The organism is Bdellovibrio reynosensis (assembly GCF_022814725.1).
In the GTDB taxonomy this organism is placed as follows: Bacteria; Bdellovibrionota; Bdellovibrionia; order Bdellovibrionales; family Bdellovibrionaceae; genus Bdellovibrio; species Bdellovibrio reynosensis.
This window is the reverse complement of the sequence record NZ_CP093442.1, coordinates 3,427,651-3,454,260: the sequence shown is the minus strand read 5'-3', so window position 1 is coordinate 3,454,260 and position 26,610 is coordinate 3,427,651. Positions and strand designations below refer to the sequence as shown.

Annotated in this window: 27 protein-coding genes and 5 tRNA genes; 1 reads left to right on the top strand and 31 read right to left on the bottom strand. The window is 44.2% G+C overall.

The window, feature by feature from the left end; genetic code table 11:
* Positions 1-8 precede the first annotated feature (8 nt).
* The 30 genes from rpsQ to pyrF all read right to left on the bottom strand — a co-directional run bounded on the left by rpsQ (position 9) and on the right by pyrF (position 24,806).
* Entirely contained in the window at positions 9-281 is a 273-nt protein-coding gene (gene rpsQ, locus MNR06_RS16105) for a 30S ribosomal protein S17 (protein ID WP_243537591.1), read from the bottom strand.
* 9 nt (positions 282-290) lie between these two features.
* On the bottom strand, positions 291-482 hold the full coding sequence (rpmC, locus tag MNR06_RS16100) for a 50S ribosomal protein L29 (protein ID WP_243537590.1): 192 nt from the start codon (positions 480-482) through the stop codon (positions 291-293).
* A gap of 4 nt (positions 483-486) precedes the next feature.
* Positions 487-894, bottom strand: coding sequence for a 50S ribosomal protein L16 (gene rplP / locus MNR06_RS16095; RefSeq protein WP_243537589.1), 408 nt, complete (start codon positions 892-894; stop codon positions 487-489).
* A complete protein-coding gene (gene rpsC, locus MNR06_RS16090) occupies positions 881-1,546 on the bottom strand; it encodes a 30S ribosomal protein S3 (protein WP_243537587.1) in 666 nt (221 codons plus the stop codon). Before rpsC ends, rplP begins: the two co-directional genes overlap by 14 nt.
* A gap of 2 nt (positions 1,547-1,548) precedes the next feature.
* Positions 1,549-1,881 (bottom strand): 50S ribosomal protein L22, encoded by a 333-nt coding sequence (gene rplV / locus MNR06_RS16085; RefSeq protein WP_243537584.1) that lies wholly within the window; start codon positions 1,879-1,881, stop codon positions 1,549-1,551.
* 12 nt (positions 1,882-1,893) lie between these two features.
* A complete protein-coding gene (gene rpsS, locus MNR06_RS16080; RefSeq protein ID WP_243537582.1) occupies positions 1,894-2,184 on the bottom strand; it encodes a 30S ribosomal protein S19 in 291 nt (96 codons plus the stop codon).
* A gap of 9 nt (positions 2,185-2,193) precedes the next feature.
* Positions 2,194-3,012 (bottom strand): 50S ribosomal protein L2, encoded by an 819-nt coding sequence (gene rplB / locus MNR06_RS16075; protein ID WP_243537581.1) that lies wholly within the window; start codon positions 3,010-3,012, stop codon positions 2,194-2,196.
* Between the two features lie 2 nt (positions 3,013-3,014).
* Positions 3,015-3,293 (bottom strand): 50S ribosomal protein L23, encoded by a 279-nt coding sequence (rplW, locus tag MNR06_RS16070; protein WP_243537579.1) that lies wholly within the window; start codon positions 3,291-3,293, stop codon positions 3,015-3,017.
* Positions 3,293-3,922 carry a 50S ribosomal protein L4 gene (rplD, locus tag MNR06_RS16065; RefSeq protein WP_243537578.1) on the bottom strand — a complete coding sequence of 210 codons (630 nt, stop codon included), beginning with the start codon at positions 3,920-3,922 and terminating at the stop codon, positions 3,293-3,295. The genes rplW and rplD overlap by 1 nt, the downstream gene beginning before the upstream one ends.
* 1 nt (position 3,923) lies before the next feature.
* Complete coding sequence (gene rplC / locus MNR06_RS16060; protein ID WP_243537577.1) at positions 3,924-4,592, bottom strand: 50S ribosomal protein L3; 669 nt, start codon at positions 4,590-4,592, stop codon at positions 3,924-3,926.
* A gap of 9 nt (positions 4,593-4,601) precedes the next feature.
* A complete protein-coding gene (rpsJ, locus tag MNR06_RS16055; RefSeq protein ID WP_025308875.1) occupies positions 4,602-4,919 on the bottom strand; it encodes a 30S ribosomal protein S10 in 318 nt (105 codons plus the stop codon).
* Positions 4,920-5,129: 210 nt separating this feature from the next.
* The gene (gene fusA / locus MNR06_RS16050; RefSeq protein WP_243537575.1) at positions 5,130-7,235 is read right to left on the bottom strand and encodes an elongation factor G; all 2,106 of its coding nucleotides are present in this window, start codon (positions 7,233-7,235) and stop codon (positions 5,130-5,132) included.
* Between the two features lie 9 nt (positions 7,236-7,244).
* Positions 7,245-7,718 carry a 30S ribosomal protein S7 gene (gene rpsG, locus MNR06_RS16045; protein WP_243537573.1) on the bottom strand — a complete coding sequence of 158 codons (474 nt, stop codon included), beginning with the start codon at positions 7,716-7,718 and terminating at the stop codon, positions 7,245-7,247.
* Positions 7,719-7,728: 10 nt separating this feature from the next.
* The gene (gene rpsL / locus MNR06_RS16040) at positions 7,729-8,103 is read right to left on the bottom strand and encodes a 30S ribosomal protein S12 (RefSeq protein WP_243537572.1); all 375 of its coding nucleotides are present in this window, start codon (positions 8,101-8,103) and stop codon (positions 7,729-7,731) included.
* Positions 8,104-8,273: 170 nt separating this feature from the next.
* Positions 8,274-12,404 carry a DNA-directed RNA polymerase subunit beta' gene (rpoC, locus tag MNR06_RS16035; RefSeq protein ID WP_243537571.1) on the bottom strand — a complete coding sequence of 1,377 codons (4,131 nt, stop codon included), beginning with the start codon at positions 12,402-12,404 and terminating at the stop codon, positions 8,274-8,276.
* A 26-nt stretch (positions 12,405-12,430) separates the two neighbouring features.
* On the bottom strand, positions 12,431-16,645 hold the full coding sequence (gene rpoB / locus MNR06_RS16030; protein ID WP_243537569.1) for a DNA-directed RNA polymerase subunit beta: 4,215 nt from the start codon (positions 16,643-16,645) through the stop codon (positions 12,431-12,433).
* A 1,045-nt stretch (positions 16,646-17,690) separates the two neighbouring features.
* Positions 17,691-18,059 carry a 50S ribosomal protein L7/L12 gene (rplL, locus tag MNR06_RS16025; RefSeq protein ID WP_063204871.1) on the bottom strand — a complete coding sequence of 123 codons (369 nt, stop codon included), beginning with the start codon at positions 18,057-18,059 and terminating at the stop codon, positions 17,691-17,693.
* 85 nt (positions 18,060-18,144) lie between these two features.
* Positions 18,145-18,672, bottom strand: a complete 528-nt coding sequence (gene rplJ / locus MNR06_RS16020; protein WP_243537567.1) for a 50S ribosomal protein L10 — start codon at positions 18,670-18,672, stop codon at positions 18,145-18,147.
* A gap of 204 nt (positions 18,673-18,876) precedes the next feature.
* Positions 18,877-19,581: a 50S ribosomal protein L1 gene (gene rplA, locus MNR06_RS16015; protein WP_243537565.1), complete on the bottom strand. Its 705-nt coding sequence runs from the start codon at positions 19,579-19,581 to the stop codon at positions 18,877-18,879.
* A 9-nt stretch (positions 19,582-19,590) separates the two neighbouring features.
* A complete protein-coding gene (gene rplK, locus MNR06_RS16010) occupies positions 19,591-20,013 on the bottom strand; it encodes a 50S ribosomal protein L11 (protein ID WP_243537563.1) in 423 nt (140 codons plus the stop codon).
* 88 nt (positions 20,014-20,101) lie between these two features.
* The gene (gene nusG, locus MNR06_RS16005) at positions 20,102-20,635 is read right to left on the bottom strand and encodes a transcription termination/antitermination protein NusG (protein ID WP_243537561.1); all 534 of its coding nucleotides are present in this window, start codon (positions 20,633-20,635) and stop codon (positions 20,102-20,104) included.
* A gap of 11 nt (positions 20,636-20,646) precedes the next feature.
* A complete protein-coding gene (gene secE / locus MNR06_RS16000; RefSeq protein ID WP_243537560.1) occupies positions 20,647-21,024 on the bottom strand; it encodes a preprotein translocase subunit SecE in 378 nt (125 codons plus the stop codon).
* 27 nt (positions 21,025-21,051) lie between these two features.
* A tRNA-Trp gene (locus tag MNR06_RS15995) sits at positions 21,052-21,127 on the bottom strand.
* 217 nt (positions 21,128-21,344) lie between these two features.
* On the bottom strand, positions 21,345-22,535 hold the full coding sequence (tuf, locus tag MNR06_RS15990) for an elongation factor Tu (RefSeq protein ID WP_243537559.1): 1,191 nt from the start codon (positions 22,533-22,535) through the stop codon (positions 21,345-21,347).
* Positions 22,536-22,614: 79 nt separating this feature from the next.
* Positions 22,615-22,689, bottom strand: a tRNA-Thr gene (locus MNR06_RS15985).
* Between the two features lie 118 nt (positions 22,690-22,807).
* Positions 22,808-22,884 (bottom strand) — tRNA-Gly (locus MNR06_RS15980).
* Between the two features lie 81 nt (positions 22,885-22,965).
* Positions 22,966-23,051 (bottom strand) — tRNA-Tyr (locus MNR06_RS15975).
* Positions 23,052-23,078: 27 nt separating this feature from the next.
* Positions 23,079-23,154 (bottom strand) — tRNA-Thr (locus MNR06_RS15970).
* A gap of 67 nt (positions 23,155-23,221) precedes the next feature.
* Entirely contained in the window at positions 23,222-24,100 is an 879-nt protein-coding gene (locus tag MNR06_RS15965; protein ID WP_243537557.1) for a TrmH family RNA methyltransferase, read from the bottom strand.
* Positions 24,087-24,806 (bottom strand): orotidine-5'-phosphate decarboxylase, encoded by a 720-nt coding sequence (pyrF, locus tag MNR06_RS15960; protein ID WP_243537556.1) that lies wholly within the window; start codon positions 24,804-24,806, stop codon positions 24,087-24,089. The genes MNR06_RS15965 and pyrF overlap by 14 nt, the downstream gene beginning before the upstream one ends.
* A 167-nt stretch (positions 24,807-24,973) precedes the next feature.
* Here pyrF and MNR06_RS15955 point away from each other — a divergent pair, with 167 nt between their 5' ends.
* Positions 24,974-25,549, top strand: a complete 576-nt coding sequence (locus MNR06_RS15955; RefSeq protein ID WP_243537554.1) for a choice-of-anchor D domain-containing protein — start codon at positions 24,974-24,976, stop codon at positions 25,547-25,549.
* A 52-nt stretch (positions 25,550-25,601) separates the two neighbouring features.
* On the opposite strand, the gene purM is transcribed toward MNR06_RS15955, so the two are convergent.
* On the bottom strand, positions 25,602-26,609 hold the full coding sequence (gene purM / locus MNR06_RS15950) for a phosphoribosylformylglycinamidine cyclo-ligase (RefSeq protein ID WP_243537553.1): 1,008 nt from the start codon (positions 26,607-26,609) through the stop codon (positions 25,602-25,604).
* Position 26,610: the final 1 nt, after the last annotated feature.

The following is a 26,610-nucleotide window of genomic DNA, read 5'->3' as shown; positions in this document are numbered from 1 at the left end:
ACAATCCCCTACGCCTTCGCCGTTTCAACAACAGCTTCTAAAGTCCAGCGCTTAGTTTTGCTAAGAGGGCGTGTTTCACGGATCTTAACGATGTCACCAACTTTTGCTTGGTTCTTTTCGTCGTGAGCCTTGAATACAGATGTCTTCTTAACATACTTGCCGTATTTAGCGTGTTTAACCATGCGGTAGATTAGGACAGAGATGGTTTTATCCATCTTGTCACTGATAACTTCACCTACGACTTCAATTTTACGTCCTCTAGTATTAGTTTCAGTACTCATTTCCTACCTCTATCTCGCCACTTTTTTAACAATCGCTGTGTTGATTTTAGCGATGCTGCGACGAAGATCACGAATTTCAAGTGGGTTCGAAAGTTGACCAATTGAATTCTTGATACGTGCTTGGAACAACTCTTCAGAAAGAGTTGCTCTTTTCTTTTTCAATTCAGTTACAGAAAGATCTTTAACTTCATTAAATTTCATATAACTACTCCCTTACCAAGAAACGAGTTTTGAAAGGAAGTTTGTGAGCTGCACGTTCGAAAGCTTCTTTAGCTTGTTCACGTGTCACACCGTTCATTTCGAAAAGTACTTTTCCAGGAAGAACACGAGCAACCCATAATTCAGGGTTACCTTTACCGCTACCCATACGTGTTTCAGCTGGCTTTTTAGTTACAGGTACATTTGGAAACACACGGCACCAAATTTTACCACCACGCTTAACAGAACGAGAGATAGCAATACGACCAGCTTCTAACTGACGAGCAGTCAGACGACCTTCCTCGATTGCTTGAAGACCGTAGTCTCCGAAATCAAGGTTAGCGCCTCTTACTGCAAAACCAGTAGCGCGGCCTACAAATTGTTTACGCCATTTTACTCTTTTAGGACTTAACACGACCTGCCTCCTCAACTTCGCGAGCAGATAAGATATCGCCTTTATAGATCCATACTTTTAGACCGATGATACCGTATGCAGTTAGAGCTTCAGCAGTACCGTAGTCGATATCTGCACGCAATGTATGAAGAGGAACGCTCTTCTCATTGTACCACTCTGAACGAGCAATCTCTGCACCATCAAGACGCCCTGAAACACGGATCTTGATACCTCTCACGCCGCCTTTGATCGCAGCTGCAATAGATTTTTTAAGAGCTCTTCTCCAAGAGATACGTTTCTCAAGTTGTTGAGCAATGCTCTCAGCAACGAGCTGAGCATCGAGGTCTGGTTTGCGCACTTCTTGGATGCTCAAGAAAACTTCGTTGGGTGTAAGTTTTTGAACTTCCGCTTTAAGTGAATCAATACCAGTACCTTTTTTACCAATAACAACACCTGGGCGCGCAGTAGAGATGATGATTTTAATCTTCTTCGCTGCACGTTCCATTTCGATTTTTGCGACACCAGCATGTTTAAGCTTAGTTTTTAAATACTTTCTTAAACGGATGTCTTCGTGAAGATTGTCAAAATAGTTTTGACCTTTCGCATACCAGCGAGAATCCCACGTTCTGATCACACCTACTCTAAGACCAATTGGATTAACCTTTTGTCCCACGACTATTTCTCCTCGAGTACTACGTTAATGTGGCTGGTCTTTTTACGAACGCCGAACGCGCGACCTTGAGCACGTGGACGGAATCTTTTAAGAACAGGACCTTGATCAACCCAGATAGATTTAACATAAAGATTATCTACATCCATAACCTTTTTGTACTCTGCGTTAGCAACAGCTGATTCGATTAACTTTTTTACCATTCCTGCAGTTTTTTTGTTCAGGAAAGTAAGAGTTTTAACTGCCTCGTTCACGTCTTTACCGCGAACTAGGTCAACTACCAATCTAGCTTTCTGTGCGCCTACTCTTGCATATTTCAAGCTTGCTTTAACTTCCATAATCAACCTCTATTACTTCTTAGCAGCAGCAGGAGCAGCTGCTTTCTTCTCGGCGTGACCGTGGAAAGTTCTTGTTGGAGCAAACTCACCGAGTTTGTGACCAATCATGTTCTCAGTAATGTAAACTGGAACGAACTTTCTTCCGTTGTGAACCGCGAACGTTAGTCCGATAGCCTCTGGAAGAATTGTTGAGCGGCGAGACCAAGTTTTAATAACTTTTTTATCATTTTTTTCGATCGCATTATCGATTTTCTTTTGAACATGTAAATCGACGAATGGACCCTTTTTAATCGAGCGTGCCACCTTATACTCCTACTTACGTCTCTTGATGATTGAAGAGTTGGTTCTCTTATTGTTTCTAGTTTTGTAACCTTTACATGGTTGACCCCATGGAGTTACAGGATGATGACCCTTACCAACGCCTTCACCACCACCCAATGGATGGTCAACTGGATTCATGTGCATACCGCGAACTGAAGGGCGAATACCTCTCCAGCGAGAACGACCTGCTTTACCAAGTTTGATGTTTTCGTTGTCAGTGTTACCAACTTGACCAATTGAAGCCTTGCACACAGACAAGATTTGTTTCAATTCGCCAGATGGCATACGTACTTGGCAGTACTGTTCATCTTTACCAGCCAAAGTAGCGGAAGCACCAGCTCCACGGCATACTTGACCACCTTTACCAGGACGCATTTCGATATTGTGAATTACTGTCCCAACCGGGATCGCTGCTAGAGATAAGCAGTTACCTGGTTTGATATCGGCTTTATCAGAAGAAACAACTGTATCACCAACGTTTAAACCAACAGGAGCAAGGATATAAGCCTTAGCGCCATCAACGTAAGAGATTAGAGCGATACGGCAAGTTCTGTTTGGATCGTATTCGATCGCAATAACTTTTGCTGTAACGTCAACTTTAGTTCTTTTGAAATCAACCAAACGGTATTTTCTCTTATGACCGCCACCTTGGTGACGGATAGTGATTTGACCGTGATTGTTACGAGCTGCTTGTTTTTTAAGAGGAGCAAGTAAAGACTTCTCTGGAGATGTCTTTGTGATTTCTTTGAAATCGAAACCAGTCATTCCTCTACGACCATGAGAGCGTGGGGCAAATGTTTTAATACCCATCTTTATACTCCCTCAAAAAGAGCGATCTTCTCACCTTCAACAAGCTTAACGTAAGCTTTTTTCCAGTAAGGGATCTTTGTTAATCCGAATTTAGTGTACTTAGAGTGACCGCGGCAAACGCTAGTTCTAACGTTGTCTACTTTCACTTTAAAGTTCTTCTCTACCGCAGCTTTGATATCTGTTTTTGTAGACTTAAGATCTACTTCGAACACATATACGCCAGCAGCGTTATGATAAGTATTTTTCTCTGTAATAAGAGGAGCTTTAATTACTTGTTTCATTACGCTTTCTCCAATGAGCAACGATCTACGATTTTTGCTACTGAATCTTTAGTGATTACAGCTGCGTCGTATTTCAATAGATCGAACACATTCAAACCTTCTACTGGGAAGTATTTGAATGATGCTAAGTTTTTAGAAGCTTGGTTGAATTTGTCATTAACAGTTGAATCAACCAAAACAGCCTTAGTTAGACCGAAAGCTTTCAAGCGTTTGTTAAGCTCAGCAGTTTTACCTTCAGATTGCATGCTGTCTACGATGAACAACTTGCCTTCAGCTTGAAGGTGAGAAAGAGCCATGCTCAAACCTAAACGACGAACTTTTTTAGGTAGAACGAAAGCGTAGCTGCGAGGTTGTGGACCAAACATAGTACCACCGCCAGGCATAAGAGGAGAACGAGAAGAACCTTGACGAGCTCCACCAGTTCCTTTTTGTTTGAATGGCTTTTTACCGCCACCAGACACAAGACCTTTTGTTTTAGTCATGTGTGTACCTTGACGACGAGCCGCCAATTGCCATTGAACTACAGTGTGAAGAACTTCCTTTTTAACGGCAGTTTCAAACACGTCAGCAGCCAACTCAACTGATCCAACTTTTTCTTTTTTCCAGTTTAATACGTTTACAGTTGCCATACTATTCTCTCACCAACTTAACCAAAGTGTTTCTTGCACCTGGAACTGGTCCCTTAACCATAAGAACGTTTTCGTCAGCAAGGACTTGAACGATCTCAACGTTACGAACTGTTACATTCTCAGCGCCTAAGTGACCTGGGAATTTCTTACCTGGCATTACGCGACCTGGCCAAGTTCTGTTACCAGAAGAACCAGGGCGACGGTGGAATTTAGATCCGTGAGAAGCAGGGCCTCCCGCGAAATTCCAACGCTTCATTGAACCCGCAAAACCTTTACCTTTTGATTTAGAAGTGATTTTTACAACATCACCTTTAGCCAAAGAGTCGATAGATACTTGCGCGCCAACTGCAACGCCTTCTGGGATAGCTTGACGAAGTTCTTTTACGAACTGAGCGCCATTTTCAAAGCCAGCTTTTTCAAGGTGACCTTTTTCAGCTTTATTTGAGTTTTTAGCTTTTTTAGGATGACAAGCAACTTGAACTGCTTCGTATCCGTCAGCTTCGTTTGTCTTGATTTGTGATACAAACCAAGGCTCATAACGAAGAACTGTTACAGGAATGGCTTCGCCCTGCTCATTATAGATTGTAGCCATGCCTTCTTTGAACGCGAACAGGCCGTTCAGCTTAAGGCCCTGCTCTGTAGTATTTGTAGTTTGTGTAGTTTCGCTCACTTGTTACTCCTAGATAGCTGAAAGCTTGATTTCAACATCAACACCAGCAGAGAGGTCGAGTTTCATGAGCTGATCGACAGTCTGTTGAGTGGGTTCTAAAATATCGAGCATACGCTTATGTGTTCTCACTTCGAATTGTTCACGAGATTTTTTATCTACGTGTGGAGAACGCAATACCGTGTAGCGATTGATGCGAGTAGGCAAGGGAATTGGACCCGCAACTTTTGCGCCTGTACGACGAGCAGTCTCAACGATTTCTTTCGTCGACTGATCAAGCAATTTATGATCGAATGCCTTCAATCTGATTCTAATCTTCTGACTTTGCATATGGACACTCTTCTTCTTTTTTGTAAAGTATCGTAATTACTAGCAAATTTGTTAAAAACTGCAACTTCATCCCATCGAAAACTTACTCCGAAATAGCCCTTGCGGCTGCGATGTCGCTTCTACGCGGAGAGTTTTTTGTAAATTTAGTTGCTACGAGTGCGCGAGTATGCGCACGGGTAAACTCTTTGTCAAAGGGAAATTATTATTTTTTTAATATCTTCCCATTTTATGGAGAATTTCGGTTTTTACCTTCGCAGGCACCACCGCATATTCTAAAAATTCCATGCTAAAACTTGCACGGCCTTGGCTAAGGCTGCGGACGTTTGTGGCATAACCAAACAGGCTCGCTAGAGGGGCTTCGGCAGAAATAACCTGGCCGCCGCCGACCTTCGCGTTCATAGTAAGGATTTTTCCACGGCGAGCATTTAAGTCCCCGACGACGTTTCCTACGAATTCGTCAGGGCAGCTCACTTCGACCTTAAACATCGGCTCCATCAGATTTACGGAAGCATTTTTTACAGCCTCACGGAAAGCTAACGAAGTAGCCGCTTTAAATGCCATTTCACTAGAGGCATCCGGGCGGGTTTCTACCGAGTTTAGAGTACCGCGGATTCCGATCATGGAGTAACTAGCTAGAGGACCCACTTCAGACGCTTCTTTAAAGCCATTTTCGATGGCCTTTAGGAAGCTTGCAGGGAACTCCTTCGTCACTGACACTTTGGATTGGAATTGGATTCCGTCATGTTGAGAGATTGGGTCAATCGTCAAATTAACTTTGGCGTATTGAGCTTCTCCACCAACTTCACGCTCATAAACATATTCAACAGTCGCTGGAGCAGAAATCGCTTCACGGTAAGAAACCTGAGGGTTACCCACGTTAGCTTGCACTTTGTGTTCGCGTAAAAGGCGATCCACAAGGATTTCCAAATGCAGCTCCCCCATACCCGACAATAAGATTTGCCCAGTCTCAGGGTCATTTCTTAGACGGCATGAAGGATCTTCTTTACCCAGCTTATCTAACCCTTGAAGCATCTTTTCTTGGTCAGCTGAAGACTTCGCTTCGATAGCCACCGAGATAACCGGCTCAGGGAAAGTAATAGATTCTAGAACTACAGGATGAGAAGTTTCACAAAGAGTATCGCCCGTCGCTGTGAACTTAAGCCCAACCACCGCTCCGATATCACCTGCTTTAAGGGAAGTGATTTCTTCACGAGAGTTCGCATGCATTTTCACTAGCTTTTGGATGCGTTCTTTTTTCTCTGTGCGAGGATTTAATAATTGATCACCAACCTTTACTTCACCCGAATAAACACGGATGTAAGTCAAAGTACCTGCGAATGGATCATTGGCAATTTTGAACGCCAAAGATGCGACGTGGCCTTCGAAATCTGTTTTACAAACGATCTCTTTTTCTGGTTTTGCAGGATCATGTCCCACGATAGCAGGAACTTCGATTGGAGAAGGAAGGTAGTCAATCACACCATCAAGTAGCGGTTGAACACCTTTGTTTTTGAAAGCAGCTCCGCAGAAAACTGGGAATGCTTTTAGTTCAAGAGTTCCTTTACGAAGAGCACGCTTTAATTCGGCAACAGTTACTTCTTCGCCGTTAAGGTACTTCTCCATAAGTTCGTCTTCAAACTCAACGATCTTCTCAATGACTTCGATGCGGAAGCGATTTACTTCTTCCTTCATGTCATTGGGAACATCGGCAACTTCGAAATGGTCACCCATTCCTGATTGATCCCAATAGTAAGCGCGGTTTTCGATTAAATCGACAACGCCGCGGAAGGTATCTTCCATACCAATTGGAACTTGAACAGGGATTGGGTTTGCATTGAGTTTGTCTTTGATTGTCCCGTAAGACATCACAAAGTCAGCACCCACGCGGTCCATTTTGTTAACGAAACAGATTCTTGGAACTTTATATTTATCAGCTTGTTTCCAAACGGTTTCAGACTGAGGCTCTACACCGTTTACACCGTCAAATACAGCGATTGCGCCGTCAAGAACGCGCAATGAACGTTCAACTTCGATTGTGAAGTCAACGTGTCCTGGAGTATCGATGATGTTAATTCTGTGATCTTTCCAGAACGCCATGGTCGCGGCAGAAGTGATTGTGATACCACGTTCTTGCTCTTGAACCATCCAATCCATGGTGGCATCGCCATCATGGACTTCTCCGATTTTATGACTTTTACCTGTGTAGTAAAGAATGCGTTCGGTGGTGGTCGTCTTACCGGCATCGATGTGAGCCATGATGCCGATATTACGAGTGAACTTAAGATCAGCTATTGTTTTAGGATCTTTAGCTGACATGTAACTAGATTACCAATTGTAGTGAGAGAAAGCCTTGTTCGATTCAGCCATTCTGTGAACATCGTCTTTCTTCTTAATAGAGTTACCTCTATTGTTGTAAGCATCGATGAATTCACCAGCCAAACGCTTAGCCATATCTTTTTCACCGCGCTCGCGAGAGTACTCAACCAACCAACGCATAGCTAGAGCTAGACGACGAGAAGGACGAACATCTACAGGAACTTGGTAAGTAGCTCCACCTACGCGGCGAGAGCGAACTTCGATAGAAGGCTTAACATTCTCAAGAGCTTTTTTGAAAACAGCCATTGGTTCTTCACCTTGGATTTTGCCTTCAAGCTCTTTCAATGCTCCGTAGAAAAGCTTCTGTGCAGTAGCTTTTTTACCTTGGATCATCATTTTATTAACGAATTTAGCAATTACTAGATCCTTGAAAACTGGATCTGGAATAATTTCTCTTTTAAAGGTCTTTTTACGACGTGACATCTCTCAATCCTTATTTCTTAGGTCTCTTAGTACCGTACTTAGAACGAGCGCGTAGACGGCCATTCACACCTTGAAGATCCAATACACCACGAACGATATGGTAACGAACACCCGGCAAGTCCTTAACACGACCGCCACGGATCAAGACAACGCTATGCTCTTGAAGATTGTGACCGATACCTGGGATGTAAGAGATAACTTCAAAACCGTTAGAAAGACGTACTTTTGCTACTTTACGAAGAGCTGAGTTCGGTTTCTTTGGAGTTGTCGTATAAACACGAGTACAAACACCACGGCGCTGAGGGCAAGATGCCAAAGCTGGTGACTTTGTTTGGTTCTTTTGAACTTTACGCTCACTTTTGATGAGCTGGTTAATTGTAGGCACTTTAAAACCCCTTAAACAATATTTTCGAATCCAAGGACGATGGAAATTACTTACCAAAACCGCCCTGGTCAAGACTTTGTTGTTAATTTTTCATTTCATAAAGGGGTGTGAGCTCCCCTTTATGTTCTTTTTACAGTTTTCCGCCCCGGGTTAGCGGGGCAGAGTTCGTTTTAGCCCTGGTGAGGTTGAGCTGAAGCACCCATTCCTGGCAATGCCACGAATGAAGTATCATCGTCTTCAGCTACAGACACTTTCCAGCGTTTGTACGAAGTCAAACCTGTTCCGGCAGGAATCAAGCGACCCATGATGATGTTCTCTTTCAGGCCACGTAAATGGTCTGTGCGAGAATTGATCGCTGCTTCCGTAAGAACTTTAGTAGTCTCTTGGAATGACGCTGCAGAAATCCAGCTGTCAGTGCTCAAAGAAACTTTCGTAATACCTAGAAGAAGTGGGTTGCATGTAGCAGGTTGTCCACCTTCACGGTTGATACGTTCGTTTTCTTGATCGAAAGCATATCTTTCAACTTGTTCACCCGCCAAGAAACGGCTGTCGCCAGCGTCCTTGATTTCTACTTTACGTAGCATTTGGCGAACGATCACTTCGATGTGCTTATCGTTGATACCAACACCTTGAAGTCTATAAACTTCTTGGATTTCGTTTACAAGGTATGCAGAAAGGGCTTTAGCACCTAGAACCGCCAGAATGTCATGAGGATTTGTTGGACCATCCATCAACGCCTCACCGGCTCTTACGTACTCACCTTCTCTTACAGCAACGTGCTTACCTTTAGGGATGAGGTATTCTTTTTGCTCACCCACTTCAGGAGTAACGATCACACGTTGTTTACCTTTTACGTCTTTACCGAATGTCACATAACCATCGATCTCAGAGATGATAGCTGCTTCTTTCGGTTTACGAGCTTCAAATAATTCGGCAACGCGCGGAAGACCGCCCGTGATGTCTCTTGTTTTAGAGGCTTCACGATGCATTTTCGCGATAACGTCACCGGCATGAACTTCCTGCTGGTCAGCAACTAGAAGTTGCGCACCCACTGGGATCAAATATCTCGCAGGGATGTCACGGCCAGGAAGATTCAATGTTTTACCATTGGCATCGACTAGGAACACAGTTGGCTTAATGTCAGAAGACTTAGACTCCATGATAACTTTGGTCGCGAAACCAGTTACCGCGTCGACTTGTTCCTGCATTGTCGAACCTTCTTCGATATCGTGGTATTGGATCTTCGCAGAAACCTCTGCAATGATCGGATTCGAATATGGATCCCACTCAGCTACTGTTTGTCCTTTAGCTACTTTGTCACCTTCTTTGAAGTTCAAAACAGCACCGTAAACTAGTTTGAAATTTTCTCTTTCACGACCAGTTTCGTCGATAACAAGGGCATTACCGTTACGATTCATCACAGTTAACTTACCGTTACGGTTTGTCACTGCATGAACGTTTTGTAGTTTAATTGTACCATCATAACGAGTTGTATGAACTGATTGCTCAACCGCACGAGAAGCCGCACCACCCAAGTGGAACGTTCTCATCGTCAACTGAGTACCCGGCTCACCGATGGATTGAGCTGCGATAATACCTACGGTTTCACCAAGGTTCACAGTCGCGCCACGAGAAAGATCACGGCCATAACATTTTACGCAAACGCCACGGTCAGATTCACACACAAGCGCAGAACGGATTTCAACTTTGTCGATACCCAATTCTTCAACGCGCTTAACGTCGTTTTCAGTGATTTCGTGACCCGCTTTTAGGATCACAGTGTTTGTCATTGGATCAACAACTTCTTTAAGAGTTGTACGGCCCAGGATACGGTCACCGATGTTTTGGATGATTTCACCAGCTTCGTAAACTGGAGTGATTTCCAAACCGTCGTCAGTTCCGCAATCTACTTCTGAAACAACCACGTCTTGAGCAACGTCAACCAAACGACGAGTCAAGTAACCAGAGTTCGCTGTTTTCAATGCGGTATCGGCCAAACCTTTACGCGCACCATGCGTAGAAATGAAGTACTGGATGACTGTCAAACCTTCACGGAAGTTCGCAGTGATCGGTGTTTCGATGATTTCACCAGAAGGTTTCGCCATCAAACCACGCATACCACCAAGCTGACGGATCTGAGCTGCGGAACCACGGGCTCCGGAGTCAGCCATGATGAAGATCGGATTGAATGAAGGTCCAACCGTCTCTTTGCCATCAACTACGAATTTTTGTTTTTCGATCGCGTTCATACCTTCTTTTGCGATCTTGTCACCCGTCTGAGCCCAGATATCCACCACTTTATTGTATCGCTCACCATCTGTGATCAAACCTTCATCGTACTGAGATTGGATCTCTGTAACTTGTTTCTCTGCGTCTGCGATCATTGTCGCTTTCGCTGCAGGGATTACCATGTCGTCGATACCGATCGACATACCCGCTGCTGTAGAATATTTGAAACCAAATTCCATGATCTTGTCAGCCAAGATACAAGTCGCTTTAGCGCCCGCAAGACGGAAAGTCTTATCGATCAACGCTGCGATTTGTTTCTTATTCATGTTCACGTTCACTTCATTGAAAGGAACTTCTTTAGGTACGATGTCTGAAAGAATCGCACGACCTACTGAAGTCTCTTGAAGCTTACCGTTGATACGTACTTTACAAGCTGCTTGAAGGTCTACTAGGCCTGTTTCATAAGCGTAGTTCGCTTCTGCAACAGTAGAGAATGCCTTGCCAGATCCTTTTGCGCCAGGACGGATACGAGTCAACCAGTACAGACCCAACACGATATCTTGTGATGGATTGATGATTGGCTTACCGTTCGCTGGAGAAAGGATGTTGTTCGTAGACATCATCAATACGCGAGCTTCAACTTGTGATTCCACAGAAAGTGGAACGTGAACCGCCATTTGGTCACCGTCGAAGTCGGCATTGAACGCCGTACACACTAGAGGATGCAATTGGATTGCTTTACCTTCGTGAAGTACCGGTTCGAAAGCTTGGATACCAAGTCTGTGAAGAGTTGGCGCACGGTTTAGAAGAACTGGATGTTCTTTTACTACGTCAGCCAAGATATCCCAAACTTCTACTGTCTCTTGATCGACTAAGCGCTTAGCTTGCTTAATCGTCGTCGCCAAACCTTTTTCTTCAAGTTTGTTGTAAACGAATGGTTTGAAAAGTTCCAAAGCCATCTTCTTAGGAAGACCGCACTGGTGAAGTTTCAATGTAGGACCAACTACGATAACCGAACGGCCAGAGTAGTCTACACGTTTACCAAGAAGGTTTTGACGGAAACGACCTTGCTTACCTTTAAGCATGTCAGAAAGAGAACGTAGAGGACGTTTGTTAGGACCAGTGAAGGTCTTACCACGACGACCGTTGTCCAACAATGCATCAACCGCTTCTTGCAACATACGTTTTTCGTTGCGGATGATGATGTCTGGAGCATTAAGCTCCTGAAGACGTTTCAAACGGTTGTTACGGTTGATAACACGACGGTATAGATCATTTAGATCTGAAGTCGCGAAACGACCGCCATCAAGTGGAACCAACGGACGAAGATCAGGAGGCAATACAGGTAGTGCTTCCAACATCATCCATTCAGGTTTGTTGATAGAGCCTTTGAAAGCTTCAACAACGCGAAGGCGTTTAGTTAATTTTTTGATCCCTGCTTCTGATTTTGTGTCTTTAACTTCTAGACGAAGTTTACGAGACAAATATTCAGGGTCAATTTTGCGAAGTAGATCGCGAACCGCTTCACCGCCCATACCGGCTTTGAAACTTGGGCCGAACTCATTAAGAGCGGCTTGGTAAGCTTCTTCAGTCAAAATTTGACCTTCTTCCAATGTAGTTTCCATTGGATCGATTACAACGTGCGCTTCACAGTAAAGGACCTTTTCAACGTCTTTCAAAGAAAGATTCAAAAGGTTACCGATACGAGAAGGCAATGAGCGCAAGAACCAAATGTGCGCTACTGGCGTTGCCAATTCGATATGACCAAGGCGCTCACGGCGAACCTTAGTTTGTGTCACTTCAACGCCGCACTTTTCACACACGACGCCACGGTACTTCATACGTTTATACTTACCGCACAAGCACTCGTAATCCTTAATAGGACCGAAGATTTTCGCACAGAACAAGCCATCACGCTCAGGCTTGAATGTACGATAGTTGATAGTTTCAGGCTTCTTAACCTCACCAAATGACCAATCACGAATCATTTCAGGTGACGCCAACGATACTCGTACGGCGTCAAACGAAAGTGGATCTTTTGGTTTATCGAAAAAATTCAACAAGTCTCTCAAAGAACACCCCTGTTGTTAAAAATTAATTAGTGTTGTCCAGATTCGTCAGTTGAAGCTGACGGAGTCGGAACAATTGCTTCTTCAACCTCGAAACCTTCGTCGCCAAGATCTTCATCTTGGTCACGTAGGATGTCAGATTCCATCAACTCTACGTTAAGTGCTAGAGACTGAAGCTCTTTCACTAGAACGTTGAATGATTCTGGAAGACCTGGTTCAAGGATGTTCTCACCTTTCACGATGCTCTCATACATACGTGTTCTACCTGCTACGTCATCTGACTTAACAGTTAAGAACTCTTGTAGTGAGTAAGCAGCACCGTAAGCCTCGATCGCCCAAACTTCCATCTCCCCTAGACGCTGACCACCGAATTGAGCTTTACCGCCCAAAGGTTGTTGCGAAACGAGAGAGTAAGGTCCGATAGAACGAGCGTGGATCTTTTCTTCCACTAGATGGTGAAGCTTCAGCATGTACATGATACCGACAGTAACTGGGTTCGTGAACGGTTCACCTGTACGGCCGTCGAATAGGATCGACTTACCAGATGTAGGAACTTGAGCTTTTTCAAGCAAGCCCTTCACGTCAGATTCACGAGCACCGTCGAATACCGGAGTACCCACGTGGATACCGTTCTTCATACGAGTTACCATTTGTTTCAATGAACCATCGTCTGCTTTATCAAGTTTCGCAGAGATGTCAGCGTCATTGAAAATGTCTTTCATGTCTTTACGAGCATTTTCAGCATTCCACTTATCAAGGTACGCACCTAATTGCTTACCAAGATTGTGCGCAGCCCAACCCAAATGCACCTCGAGGATCTGCCCGATGTTCATACGAGAAGGAACGCCCAGTGGATTCAGAACCATGTCTACTGGAGAACCGTCCGCTAGGTACGGCATATCTTCAGCAGGCAATACTTTAGAAACGACACCTTTATTTCCGTGGCGGCCGGCGAACTTGTCACCGACTTGCATTTTACGTTTGATAGCAACGTAAACTTTAACCATTTTGATAACGCCTGGAGGAAGCTCGTCACCTTTACGAAGGCGATCGATCTTCTCGTTGAATACCAATTTAACTGCGTCAAGTTGGTTACGAGCGTTGTCGATGATTTTGTTCACTTGGAACTCAAGGTCTTGTTCAAGAGGGATATAGTTCAACAATTCAAATGGAATTGTTTCTAGATCCGCCTCAGTGATGATTTGACCTTTGTTCAATAGTTTTTGGCTACCATCTTCGTTCAATAGAACGCCAGTAGTTGTTTTACCAACCAAGATGTCGCGAAGTTTTGTGATCGCGTTGTTGCGGATAACGTTTTGCTCAACTGCCAAGTCTTTTTCAAGCTTGCGTTTTTTCTCTTCGATGATTGAAGACAAACGCTCATCGCGGTCTGCGCCTTCACGAGAGTAAACTTGAGCATCGATAACTGTTCCGTAAACGCCAGACGGCGCACGAAGTGAAGTATCACGAACGTCACCAGCTTTTTCACCGAAGATCGCTCTTAAAAGCTTTTCTTCAGGAGAAAGTTGAGTTTCACCTTTTGGAGTTACTTTACCAACTAGGATGAAGCCAGGGCGAACTTCCGCACCGATGCGGATGATACCAGAGCTATCAAGGTCTTTAAGAGCCTCTTCACCTACGTTAGCGATATCGCGAGTGATCTCTTCTTTACCTAATTTCGTGTCACGCGCTACACACTCGAACTCTTCGATGTGGATAGAAGTGTAAACGTCGTCTTTCAACAAACGCTCAGAAATAAGGATCGAGTCCTCGAAGTTGTAACCTTGCCAAGGAGTGAACGCTACCAGGATGTTTTGTCCAAGAGCTAACTCACCAAGTTCTGTAGAAGGTCCGTCAGCAATGATATCCGACTTAGAAACCTTATCACCTACAGTGACGATTGGTTTTTGATTGAAGCAAGTGTTTTGATTTGTACGTTGGTACTTAGTCAAATTGTAGATGTCTACGTTTGCACCAAGTTCGCCACCTTTTGCGAAACGACGGATAACGATACGAGAAGCATCAACTTCTTCAACGATACCATCGTTTTGCGCAACGATTGACGTACCAGAGTCGCGCGCAACCAAACGCTCAACGCCTGTTCCAACTAGTGGAGCGCGTGAACGAAGAAGCGGTACTGCTTGACGTTGCATGTTCGATCCCATCAAGGCACGGTTGGCGTCATCGTGCTCTAGGAATGGAATCAATGAAGCTGCGATAGAAACTAGCTGAGATGGAGAAACGTCCATCAATGCTACTTTTTCTTTATCTACGATTTCGTACTCACCATCACGACGAGTGATTGTAGTCGCAGTTTGGATTTCTTTGTTACCAGCTTCGTCACGTGCCGCAGGAGCGATGTAGTGACCAGCCTCTTCCAAAGCAGACAAGTAGTTGATGTCTTTGGAAATAGAACCAGCTTCAACTTTACGGTATGGAGTCTCAATGAAACCATAGTTGTTAATGCGAGCGTAAGTAGCTAATGAGGCGATCAAACCGATGTTTGGTCCCTCTGGAGTTTCAATTGGGCAGATACGACCGTAGTGCGTAGGATGTACGTCACGTACTTCGAAACCTGCACGGTCACGAGTCAAACCACCAGGTCCAAGAGCAGACAAACGACGTTTGTGCGTGATCTCAGAAAGTGGATTTGTTTGATCCATGAACTGTGACAATTGAGAAGATCCGAAGAATTCTTTAACAACCGCGTTCACTGGTTTCGCGTTTACTAGATCGTGAGGCATCATTGTTTCTACGTCTTGTAGAGACATACGTTCACGGATCGCGCGTTCCATACGAACTAGACCGATACGGTATTGGTTCTCAAGCAACTCACCAACGGAACGAACACGACGGTTACCCAAGTGATCGATGTCATCGATGATTCCACGACCGTTTTTAAGGTCGATCAAAGTTTTAATAGTGCTTAAGATATCTTTGTGAGTAAGTGTTCTGTGCGATGGAGGACACTCATCCATAGAAATACCGAATCTGTGGTTGATCTTAATACGACCAACTTCAGAAAGATCATAAGTCTCTGGATCAAAGAACAAACGACCGAAGAATGTCGTAGCAGCTTCCAAAGTTGGAGGCTCACCAGGACGAAGACGTTTGTAGATTTCGATGAGTGATTCTTCTTTGTTAGTTACTTTATCAACCAACAATGTGTTGCGAAGGTAAGGACCTACAGTCAAACCGTCGAAGAAGATCATGAAGAAACGATCGATACCAGATTCAACAGCGCGTTTGATGATTGCAGAGTTCAACTCAGCATTCGCATCCGCGATGATTTCACCAGTAGATTCATCGATAAGAGGTTTCGCCAAAACTTTACCTTCAAGGTCTTTTGGCTCAACTTCAAGTTCAGTGATATCAAGGTCTTTGATTTTCTTAACGATCGCGCGAGTGATACGACGGCCAGCTTTAACTAGCGCCTCACCAGACTTTGGATCAACGATGTCAGCCAATGCTCTTTGACCAGACATTCTTTCGATATCAAGCTTACGGTAAAGCTTTCCATCGCGAGCATAAACTTCATCAAGATCGTAGAAGTACTCAAGAAGTTGTTCCGCATTGTAACCAAGAGCTTTCAAAAGAATAGTTACAGGGAACTTACGGCGACGATCGATACGTACGTGGATTAGATCTTTTTGGTCAAACTCAGCATCCAACCAAGAACCACGGTAAGGAATCACACGTGCAGAGTAAATTAATTTACCAGAAGCATTGTTTTTACCACCGTCGTGATCGAAGAACACGCCCGGAGAACGATGCAACTGAGATACGACAACGCGCTCAGTACCGTTGATGATGAAAGAACCGTTTGCAGTCATCAATGGGATTTCGCCCAAATAAACTTCTTGTTCTTTTACGTCACGGATAGAACGTGCTTCAGTTTCTTCATCAACATCAAACACGATCAAACGAAGAGTAACTTTGATTGGCGCAGCGAAAGTCATACCACGCTGACGGCACTCATCTACGTCGTATTTTGCTGGCTCAAGAGTGTATGATACGAACTCTAAGCTTGCTGTGTTGTTGAAATCTGTGATTGGGAAAACAGATTTGAAAACGCCATTGAGACCAGCTTCGCCACGGCGATCTGGATCCATATCTTTTTGAATGAAAGCTTCGTAAGAAGATTTCTGCAATTCAATCAAGTTTGGAATATCAATGACTTGCTTATTTTTAGCGAAAGACTTTCTAACTCGAATGTTAGAAGCCGTAACTGGAGTTTTTTCCAATGTACATATCTCCGTAATAAGAAAATCGGAACTTCACTTCGGGGGGAAATTTCCAAGGCCCACATTAAATAAAAGGGTAAGCAGTTTAACCTACCCTATGTTTTGGGAAAAGCAAGTGATTATAAGGGTTTTTGTATGGGTTTCTACTGTGAGTTCCACTTGGAGTTTTTTCGCGAAATGCCTTCGAATTAAGCAGGAATTTTGAACGAATGACCCACGATGGAGGATGATGCGAAGAAATAGCGGAAAGGATTGTTCGAAAAAATTTTGGGAAAATAAAAATATGAAACCGAATAGTTCAAAAATTCAGTTTAAATTTTGCGAAGACTTTGGGGACCAAGGCAAAAATTTTTGTTCGCAATACCGGAACAAAAAATAAAAATCCAAAAATATTCTTCGAATCCAGGAAAATCGTGACTAAAAAACAACAAAACTACGCCTTTAACATCTGACACGGAGAATAAAGGTTCCATTCATACTCAGAAAAAATACCAACTCCCCGACCGAGTCAGCAAAGCTGACGAGCAGCCTGCGGCCTTTGACGCGGTGAAACCGCAAAAAGAAGCAGGCACCCCCAAACGAGGCAGCGAAGCTGACGAGCGCCCGGCGGCCCTTTGACGCGGTGAAACCGCAAAAAGAAGCAGGCACCTTTAAGCGCCGGAGGCGCCAGTCCTTAGAAAAAGGTTTAGTAGTTGGAGTCTCTAAGATTCCCAAAGCGAGTAGATTCCCAGGCTTTTTGCATTTCTGAGCAAGTTTATAAACAGGAGCCTTGAAGGCAGAAGTGGGGGTGGGCTCCTTGCCTATGTTGCAAGTTCCGCAGCTATTGCTAATCAAGAAGAAAGCAAAAGAAAAACATCGAACCAAAAACCATCTTAACCAACAAAAACAAAAGAGAGCGAGGACTGTCCGAAGCAACACAGGCAAGGAGCCCACCCCCACTTCTGCCTTCAAGGCGGCCCGGTTTAGAAACAGGGCCCAGAAAAGCAAAAAGCCCCTGGAATAAACCAGAGGCTTTCGGCAAGAACTCGTAAGAGTTAGGGGAAAACTACTTAACAGTAACTTTCGCGCCTGCTGCTTCAAGAGCTTTTTTGATTTTTTCAGCGTCTTCTTTAGTAGCGCCTTCTTTAACAGCTTTGTTACCAGCTTCAACAAGGGCTTTTGCTTCAGCAAGACCAAGACCAGTCAAGCCACGTACTTCTTTAATAACGTTGATTTTGTTCGCACCAGCGTCAACAAGGATAACGTCGAAAGCAGTTTTTTCTTCAACAGCAGCAGCAGGGCCAGCGCCAGCAGCAGCTACAGGAGCAGCAGCAGAAACGCCCCATTTTTCTTCAAGCATTTTTACAAGTTCAGCGATCTCAAGAACAGTTTTTTGAGACAACGCATCAACTAATTGATCGTTTGTTAGAGACATTTTGAAATCCTCCAAAGGATAAAAAAAATTTATTTAATAATTCATTTGTGTCTACGTTAAGTAGACGGCACCAAAAACGTAACTACTACGCTTGTGGAGCTTCTTCAGTACTAGCAGCACCGCCACCAAGTTTCTCGGCGTAAGCGTTCAAGCATCTTGCAAGTGCAGATCCTGAAGCCAATAGCGTACCAAGGAACATAGCGCGTAACTGATCTTTGCCCGGAAGTGTAGCTAGGAACTTGATTTTAGCATCGTCCAAAGCTTCGCCATCCATAACACCAGACTTAATTTGCAGAACTTCAACGTCCTTAGCAAAATCAGCCAATGTTTTAGCAGTCGCGTTCACTTCACCGTATGAGAATACGATGGCGTTAGTACCTTTCATTGAATTAGCAAATGCCTTTTCAATAGCTGGGTGATCTTTGAACGCTCTTTTTGCAAGAGTGTTGCGGACAACCTTCATCTCTGATTCAGCAGTATTAAGTTTTTTACGCAAGTTAGTAACTTGCTCAACTTTGATACCTTTGAAGTCAACGATGAAAGCTCCTTTAGCTTTTCCGAATTTCTCCGTGATTAGCTTAATCTCTTGCTCTTTATCTGCGCGAGTGATCATAAGTGAGCCTCCTTTCGTTAGAATAAGTGCGAATCAGGTTGGTTTGGAGTCATCTCCGAAGAGAAAAAACTTTTTGCCTTATCTCGGTAGGCCCTGCTCATATGCAGGATTAGATCCACAAAAGAAAACCTACTGTCTCTGATCGCAAGAAAAATAATTTAAAAACAAAAGCTCTGATCAATTAAGACCAGAGCTATAAAAAATCTAGTTCAAACCAGCTGCAGAAGCTGCTGCGTTTGGCTCGATCTTAATACCAGGACCCATAGTTGAAGCTACGGCGATAGTTTTAAGATAGATACCTTTAGAAGAAGCTGGTTTCGCTTTAACGATCGCGCCCAAAAGGGTCATGAAGTTATCACGAAGTTTAGCGTCTCCCATAGATTTCTTACCGATACCAGCGTGAACGATACCTGCTTTATCAACGCGGAAATCCAACTTACCTTTTTTCTCGGCAGTTACAGCTTCACCAACGTTCATAGTTACAGTACCGATTTTTGGATTCGGCATTAAACCACGAGGCCCCAAGATCTTAGCAACTTTAGAAACAGTCGCCATCATATCTGGAGTTGCGATACATTTATCGAAATCTAACCAGCCACCTTGGATTTTAGCTACTAGGTCGTCAGCGCCAACAAAGTCAGCACCAGCAGCTTTCGCTTCAGCCTCTTTCGGACCTTTTGCGAAAACAACAACTTTCACTTCTTTACCAAGACCGTGCGGAAGAGCGATAGCTCCACGTACTTGTTGATCAGATTGTTTTGGATCGATACCCAAGCGCAATGCTACGTCGATAGATTCATCAAATTTAGCTGGAGCAGCGTCCACCACAAGTTTGAATGCTTCTTCAACAGAGTATTTTTTTGTAGAATCAACCTTCTTAGAGGCTGCTTCAAATTTTTTACCTGCCATACATCACCCCTATGCGATATCGATGCCCATGCTCTTAGCTGTACCAGCAACTTGTGACATTGCGGATTCAACTTTCAAGCAGTTCAAATCAGGCAATTTCGTTGTAGCGATTGCTTTGATTTGATCGTTATTGATTTTGCCTACTTTGTCTTTTTGCGGTTGTTTTGAACCAGAGTCCAATTTCAACGCTTTTTTGATCAAAGAAGACACCGGAGGTGTTTTCGTAATGAAAGTAAACGATCTGTCCTGATAAACAGTGATGATGATAGGGATGATGCTATCACCCAACGCTTGTGTACGAGCGTTGAACTGCTTACAGAATTCCATGATGTTTACCCCGTGCTGTCCAAGTGCCGGTCCAACGGGAGGAGCTGGATTAGCTTTCCCTGCCGGTATTTGCAGCTTGATCATTCCTGTAACTTTTTTTGCCATGACCCACTCCTGCAAGAGGTTTGTTAATAAGAAACGGAACCCCTCGGGTCCCGTTTATGTTTAAAGTGCCACTTATGTAGCGCTAAAATTAATTTTTTTCAACCTGAATGTAGTCCAATTCCACAGGAGTTGGTCTACCGAAGATGCTAACAAGAACTTTAAGTTTACCTTTGTCCTCGTTCACTTCTTCTACGTTCCCTTGGAAGTTGCTGAATGGACCGTCAATAACAGTCACATTTTCGCCAACTGCGAATTTAACCTTAGGCTTCGGTTTTTCTGCAACGCCAGCCATTTGCTGAGTTACACGAAGAACTTCGGCTTCAGGAACTTCCGGAGGACGTGTTTTTGTTCCACCTACGAAGCCCGTCACCTTAGACGAGTTACGTACTAAATGCCAAGTCTCATCATTCAAAAACATTTGAACGAAGATATAGCCCGGGAAAAATTTACGTGATTTGGTCTGTTTTTGACCCTTTACTAGCTCCACTACGCTTTCCGCAGGGATTAGGATCTCACCGAAGAACTCCTCCATTTTATTGGATTTGATTTTTTCTTCGATAGCTTTTTTCGCCGTGTTTTCACAGCTAGTTTGAACGTTAACGATGTACCATTTTTTATCCATGTTTTACGTCCTTACTTCATTAGAAAGTTGATGAAAAAGCCTGAGATCAAATCAAAAGAGCTGATGATCACGCTAGAGATAAGAACCATAACTACGCAAGCGATAGTCATAGCAGTTGTGTCCTTACGAGAAGGCCATACTACTTTACGCACTTCAGTTACTACATCTTCACCCCAAGCCAAAACTTTTGGATTGAATTGAAGAACCGCAAATACCACGAAGCCTACTGCCACTGGTAATCCGTGTCTTACGATGTCGGAGTCAGCAAATCTCGCAACGATACCAAATGCACCCGCAAATGCTTTGATAAGAAGAGAGATCGTCAAACCGGCCAAGAAAGCTGCTACTGCAAAGCTGATAGTCAAGATCTTAGAGTTGGTTTTTTCCATAGTTCCCCGTCTAATGAAGATCAAAATTGGCAGGGGCGGAGGGATTCGAACCCACGACCTAACGATTTGGAGTCGTTCGCTCTACCACTGGAGCTACACCCCTGCACTTTTTCATGATGACAATTGGCCAACTGACTTCGTCGGCTGCGTCGGCGGCCTACAATAGTAGGGCCTTCTCCTTGCTCCTCGCATTTGACCAATTCTCATCATGAAAAAACCGTGTTATTCACTTTGGTTTTGGACATGTCAAGAAACACCGAGGGGGACCCTTTTGTCAAGGAGTCCCCCGGGTGATTATACTTAGCAGTTACGCTGCGTTACTACTCAAGGATTTCAGTAACAACACCCGCTCCAACTGTACGACCGCCTTCACGGATCGCAAAGCGAAGCTCTTTTTCCATAGCGATTGGCGCGATAAGTTCAACAGAAACTTCTACGCGGTCGCCAGGCATAACCATCTCAGTTCCAGCTTTCAAAGTACAAACGCCTGTTACGTCAGTTGTACGGAAGTAGAATTGAGGACGGTAACCGTTAAAGAATGGAGTATGACGTCCACCTTCTTCTTTAGTAAGGATGTAAGCCTCAGCTTTGAATTTTTTGTGAGGTTTAACTGAACCTGGTTTAGCCAAAACTTGACCACGTTCAACTTCTTCTTTTTTAGTACCACGAAGAAGAACACCGCAGTTATCTCCAGCGCGACCTTCATCAAGAAGTTTACGGAACATTTCGATACCAGTAACAGTCGTTTTTTGAGTTGGACGGATACCGATGATTTCGATCTCGTCACCAACTTTAACGATACCACGCTCAACACGGCCAGTAACAACTGTACCACGACCAGAGATAGAGAATACGTCCTCTACAGGCATCAAGAAAGTTTTGTCAGTTGCACGAACTGGTTCTGGAATGTAAGTGTCGCAAGCTTCCATCAAACGCATGATTGAAGGACGACCGATTTCAGATTGGTCACCTTCCAAAGCTTTAAGAGCAGAACCCTTAACTATTGGAATCTCGTCACCAGGGAATTCGTATTTAGAAAGAAGTTCGCGAACTTCAAGCTCAACAAGCTCAAGAAGTTCTTTATCGTCAACCATGTCTACTTTGTTCATGAAAACAACTAGAGCAGGTACACCTACTTGACGAGCAAGAAGGATGTGTTCACGAGTTTGTGGCATTGGACCGTCAGCAGAAGAAACTACTAGAATAGCTCCGTCCATTTGAGCAGCACCAGTGATCATGTTTTTTACGTAGTCAGCATGGCCTGGGCAGTCAACGTGAGCGTAGTGACGATTGTCAGTTTCGTACTCAACGTGAGTTGTAGAGATCGTGATACCACGTTCTCTTTCTTCAGGAGACTTATCGATTTGATCGTAAGACATCGCCTGAGCTTTACCAGCCGCTGCAAGAGTTGTAGTGATCGCAGCAGTCAAAGTTGTTTTACCATGGTCAACGTGACCGATTGTGCCGATGTTCACATGCGGCTTATTACGGTTAAATTTCTCTTTAGACATTATTCCTCCTGCAGAGATTTTTTATTTAAAGTCTTAAAACTCGTTTTCAAAATTCAAATCAAAAATATAACTAAATAAGTGGAGCCCATGATCGGAGCCGAACCGACGACCTCACCCTTACCAAGGGTGTGCTCTACCACTGAGCTACATGGGCCCATGGGGCACCAGATAAACCCTCTCTGCGTCGCTCAGTCGTCGGCGTATAATATACGCTTTCCTCCATCGCTCCTTGATAGGCTTTATCTCGTGCCCCATGCGAAGTTCTGATTATTTGGAGCGGGAGACGGGTCTCGAACCCGCAACCCTCTGCTTGGAAGGCAGATACTCTAGCCAATTGAGCTACTCCCGCCCATCAGAACGCCCGAAAAAAGTTATTCTGGAAAAACCAAAACAAAGCTTTTTTCCCAAATTCTCAGAGTAGAAATTTAAATGGTGGGTAGGGAAGGATTCGAACCTTCGTAGACATAAGCCAACGGATTTACAGTCCGTCCCCTTTAGCCACTCGGGCACCTACCCATTACTTAAATGTCTACTCAGAAAATTTGGAGCTGGTTATGGGACTCGAACCCGCAACCTGCTGATTACAAATCAGCTGCTCTACCAATTGAGCTAAACCAGCCTTACTGAGATAACCGGAATGTTTTACGGAGAAAATCTTGATCGGTCAAAGACAATTATTCGACAGATTACGATTTTTTACGATTTCCGCGCGCCGCGTGCTGCCTCAAAGTTTCAGTTAACGCCATCGCTGTTGCAACGGACGCATTGTAACTAGCGCTTGAACTTGCCTGCGGAATGAAAACTAATTCATCACAGAGTCTTTCTGTTGTCACTCTTAATCCTTTATCTTCTGAACCCACCGCCCAAACAACTTTTTCGGGAAGGTCTAATTCAAAGATGGATTTGGTGCCTCGCGGACTTAATCCGAAGATCCAGTAACCCTGTTTCTTTAGTTCTTCTGCGTACTTACCAAAATTTGTAGTTTCCTCAACCGGGACATGTTCAACGCCCCCGCAAGCAACTTTGTGAACTGTCGGAGTTAGACCCACCGCGCGGTCTTCTGGAATTAGGACCCCGTGGGCGCCAATCAACCAAGAAGTTCTTAGGATCGCACCTAGGTTATGAGGGTCTTCGATACCGTCTAACATCAATACGACGGATTTCTCGAATTTTTCTAGCGAGGCGATATCTAAATCAGGAGCTCCATCGACAAACACGGCAGCACCTTGCTGAGAGGGACCGAATTTTTCGATCACCTGGTCTGCTTTAATGTCGATTTTAATGCGAGCCTTTTCGGCTAGGGCCTGCATATCGCGCAAGTCATTGGAATTTTCCCAACCTTGGCGCAACCACATGCCTTTTACTTCGCGGGGACGTACTTTTAAAACTTCATTGATAGCGTGAGTGCCGATAACGATGCGCCATTCACGAGGTATATGATTTTCAGAGCGGGAAACCTGATTTTGCTGAGGACGACCACCCGCCTGAGGTCGTTGTTGGCGACCTTGTGAAGGACGTTGTTGCGATTGAGATTTACCAGAAGGACGAGAATTATTTTTCTTCATATACTGCCATCACAAAATCAGTTGCTGTTTCCTTGATGTCTTTTGCTTCAAGGATAGGGCGACCTACTACTAACGCTGAAGCCCCTTTTCTTAGAGCTTCTTTAGGATCCATAATGCGTTTTTGATCGCCAGAATCCTGCATACTAAAGCGAATTCCCGGAGTGACAAGGTAAAGATCCTGGTTTTGTAAAAGGTCTAATTCATGAGGGGAACAAACCACGCTGGTTAGTCCCGCTGACTTTACTAAACTTACTAGTTCAGTTACGTGCTGTGCGATCGGTTGAGTCTTCATATTCCCAGGTAAAGAGTTTTGATCCCAAGAAGTCAGAATAGTCACCGCAAGAATTTTAAAGGGGCGAATTTGGTTCAGCTCTTTTTCTACGGCGGCCATTCTTTTTAGGGCTTCAAGGCCACTCAAAGCATGAACCGTTACAAGGGAGGCGCCTGCATCGAAGCTTGCGCGAACGGCAGCTTCCATTGTTGAAGGGATATCAAAGTGTTTATTGTCTAGAAAAATGGGCCCTCGCTGGGCGACCTCTTTTACAAATTCCATTCCGTAGCGCAGGCACAGACGTGGCCCTAATTTAAATCCGCCTACAATCTCTCTGAGGTCGTCGGCAATTTTTAATGCCTGATCACGAGTGTCGACATCAAGAGCTAGAATGATCGGATTTTTCATGGGGCTGGCGCGGTGGTTTTTATTCATAGGGCACTCCGAGCGATTATGTTCGCCAGCTTCTCATTGACTTTGGAAAGTGGCAAGGCACCTCACTGTGCAAAACGGAATTTTCAGTATGACTTAAAAGCCATCAAGCTTAATCAAAAACAATTCTAAAAAGACAGAGCTTCACAAATACCAAGGCTTGCATCTAGATGAGATCACGTTTGACAGCGTTCCGGACCTTACTTTCTATTGCAACCTTTGAATGCTTGGAAAAATATTTTGATACTCATTTTGCATTCCTAAAAAATGAAGACAACAAGGAGGTGCTCATGAAATATTTCCTTTTAGCTCTACTAACTCTTTCGCTGTCGGCGCCGGCACTGGGGAATGAATCCCCTACTGAAGCGTCAGGCCCGTCGCCCCTGAGTGCTAATCAAACGTTAGAAATTAATGGCATTGAAGAAGAAGATGATGTTTCGGCGCAAGTCCGATACCTTTTCTACAACTTCGGGCGGGTTCAACTTTATGATTCAGAATCTCAAAGATTCTATATCAGGAATACGGGGCGATTACCTGTATATATCAACGACATCGACGTCAATGGCAGCGGTTTTTGGGCAAATGAAAACTGTCCTAGTCTGCTTTGGCCCGGCTTTCGATGTTCTATTCGGGTGACTTTCCGACCTAACCATATCGGCATTCACAACGGCCGTCTAAACATCTGGCTTACCGGAGCCGAAGACGTAGTCATTTACTTACGAGGCCGAGGTGTCTGGGGATTCTAAAAATTAAATACATAAAAAAGAAGGAAGGTGATTCCCCTTCCTTCTTTTGAACTTAATTTAGTTTCCATTCCACGTTCATGTTTAGTTGGCCACTCCCCGATTTGATGTCACCCAGAGTCCACGCTTTGATTCTGTTTTCGTGGAGGTGATTTAAAACTTCTGTCGCTACTTCTTTTTTCACTAGGATTGTTAAACCGATTCCCATGTTGAAAGTTCTAAATAACTCTTCCTGACTTAAATCTACTCTTTGCAAAATAGGCTTAAATACCGGAGCAAGCTCTGTGACTGCGGGCCAGAAGTTCACGTTGAAATCGAAGTTTTCGCTCATGCGTGGGATGTTTTCAACCCCTCCGCCGGTCATGTGGGCTGCGCCTAAAAAGCCCTGGGGGAATTTTTTGCGAAGCTGGCTGTAGGTTTCTACGTAAATCTTTGTTGGGACTAAGAGCTGTTCTTGCAGTTCTGTTTCGCTGTCGTCGACGAGCGTTCTTAATAGTGAATAGCCGTTCGAGTGGAAGCCGCTAGAGGCGATACCGATTAGAACGTCACCTTCCGACATATTTTTATCATTGAACATTTCTTGTGGAGTTAAGTCGCCAACGCTGAATCCAGCTAAGTCGTATTCGCCGTCTTGGTAAACCCCTGGCATTTCTGCAGTTTCGCCACCGATCAAGGCCATACCCGACTGACGGCAACCATCGACCATGCCCGCAATCAGTTCTTCACTGACTTTGGTGTCGAGTTTTCCGAAGGCCATGTAATCTAAAAAGAACAAAGGCTTTGCGCCTACACATAAAAGGTCATTCACGCACATCGCGACTAGATCAATACCGATGCCGTGATGTTTGTTTAATTTCTGCGCTAGTTTAAGCTTGGTTCCTACGCCATCAGTACATGAAGCCAAGTATCTGTCTTCGCTTAGTTTGTAAACTGCAGCAAAGCCACCGATGCCTTGTAGGACTTGGTCATTGAAGGTTGTTGGCACTAGGTTTTTAATTCTTTCAACGAAGGCGTCCGCTTTTGTGATATCGACGCCAGCTTCTTTATAGTCTACGGATTTCATA

Coding starts and splice junctions, on each gene's coding strand:
- rpsQ (WP_243537591.1), bottom strand. CDS start 281: ATGAGTACTGAAACTAATACTAGAGGACGTAAAATTGAAGTCGTAGGT.
- rpmC (WP_243537590.1), bottom strand. CDS start 482: ATGAAATTTAATGAAGTTAAAGATCTTTCTGTAACTGAATTGAAAAAG.
- rplV (WP_243537584.1), bottom strand. CDS start 1,881: ATGGAAGTTAAAGCAAGCTTGAAATATGCAAGAGTAGGCGCACAGAAA.
- rplB (WP_243537581.1), bottom strand. CDS start 3,012: ATGGGTATTAAAACATTTGCCCCACGCTCTCATGGTCGTAGAGGAATG.
- rplW (WP_243537579.1), bottom strand. CDS start 3,293: ATGAAACAAGTAATTAAAGCTCCTCTTATTACAGAGAAAAATACTTAT.
- rplD (WP_243537578.1), bottom strand. CDS start 3,922: ATGGCAACTGTAAACGTATTAAACTGGAAAAAAGAAAAAGTTGGATCA.
- rpsJ (WP_025308875.1), bottom strand. CDS start 4,919: ATGCAAAGTCAGAAGATTAGAATCAGATTGAAGGCATTCGATCATAAA.
- fusA (WP_243537575.1), bottom strand. CDS start 7,235: ATGTCAGCTAAAGATCCTAAAACAATAGCTGATCTTAAGTTCACTCGT.
- rpsG (WP_243537573.1), bottom strand. CDS start 7,718: ATGTCACGTCGTAAAAAGACCTTTAAAAGAGAAATTATTCCAGATCCA.
- rplL (WP_063204871.1), bottom strand. CDS start 18,059: ATGTCTCTAACAAACGATCAATTAGTTGATGCGTTGTCTCAAAAAACT.
- rplJ (WP_243537567.1), bottom strand. CDS start 18,672: ATGATCACTCGCGCAGATAAAGAGCAAGAGATTAAGCTAATCACGGAG.
- rplA (WP_243537565.1), bottom strand. CDS start 19,581: ATGGCAGGTAAAAAATTTGAAGCAGCCTCTAAGAAGGTTGATTCTACA.
- rplK (WP_243537563.1), bottom strand. CDS start 20,013: ATGGCAAAAAAAGTTACAGGAATGATCAAGCTGCAAATACCGGCAGGG.
- nusG (WP_243537561.1), bottom strand. CDS start 20,635: ATGGATAAAAAATGGTACATCGTTAACGTTCAAACTAGCTGTGAAAAC.
- secE (WP_243537560.1), bottom strand. CDS start 21,024: ATGGAAAAAACCAACTCTAAGATCTTGACTATCAGCTTTGCAGTAGCA.
- tuf (WP_243537559.1), bottom strand. CDS start 22,535: ATGTCTAAAGAGAAATTTAACCGTAATAAGCCGCATGTGAACATCGGC.
- MNR06_RS15965 (WP_243537557.1), bottom strand. CDS start 24,100: ATGAAGAAAAATAATTCTCGTCCTTCTGGTAAATCTCAATCGCAACAA.
- pyrF (WP_243537556.1), bottom strand. CDS start 24,806: ATGAATAAAAACCACCGCGCCAGCCCCATGAAAAATCCGATCATTCTA.
- MNR06_RS15955 (WP_243537554.1), top strand. CDS start 24,974: ATGAGATCACGTTTGACAGCGTTCCGGACCTTACTTTCTATTGCAACC.
- purM (WP_243537553.1), bottom strand. CDS start 26,609: ATGAAATCCGTAGACTATAAAGAAGCTGGCGTCGATATCACAAAAGCG.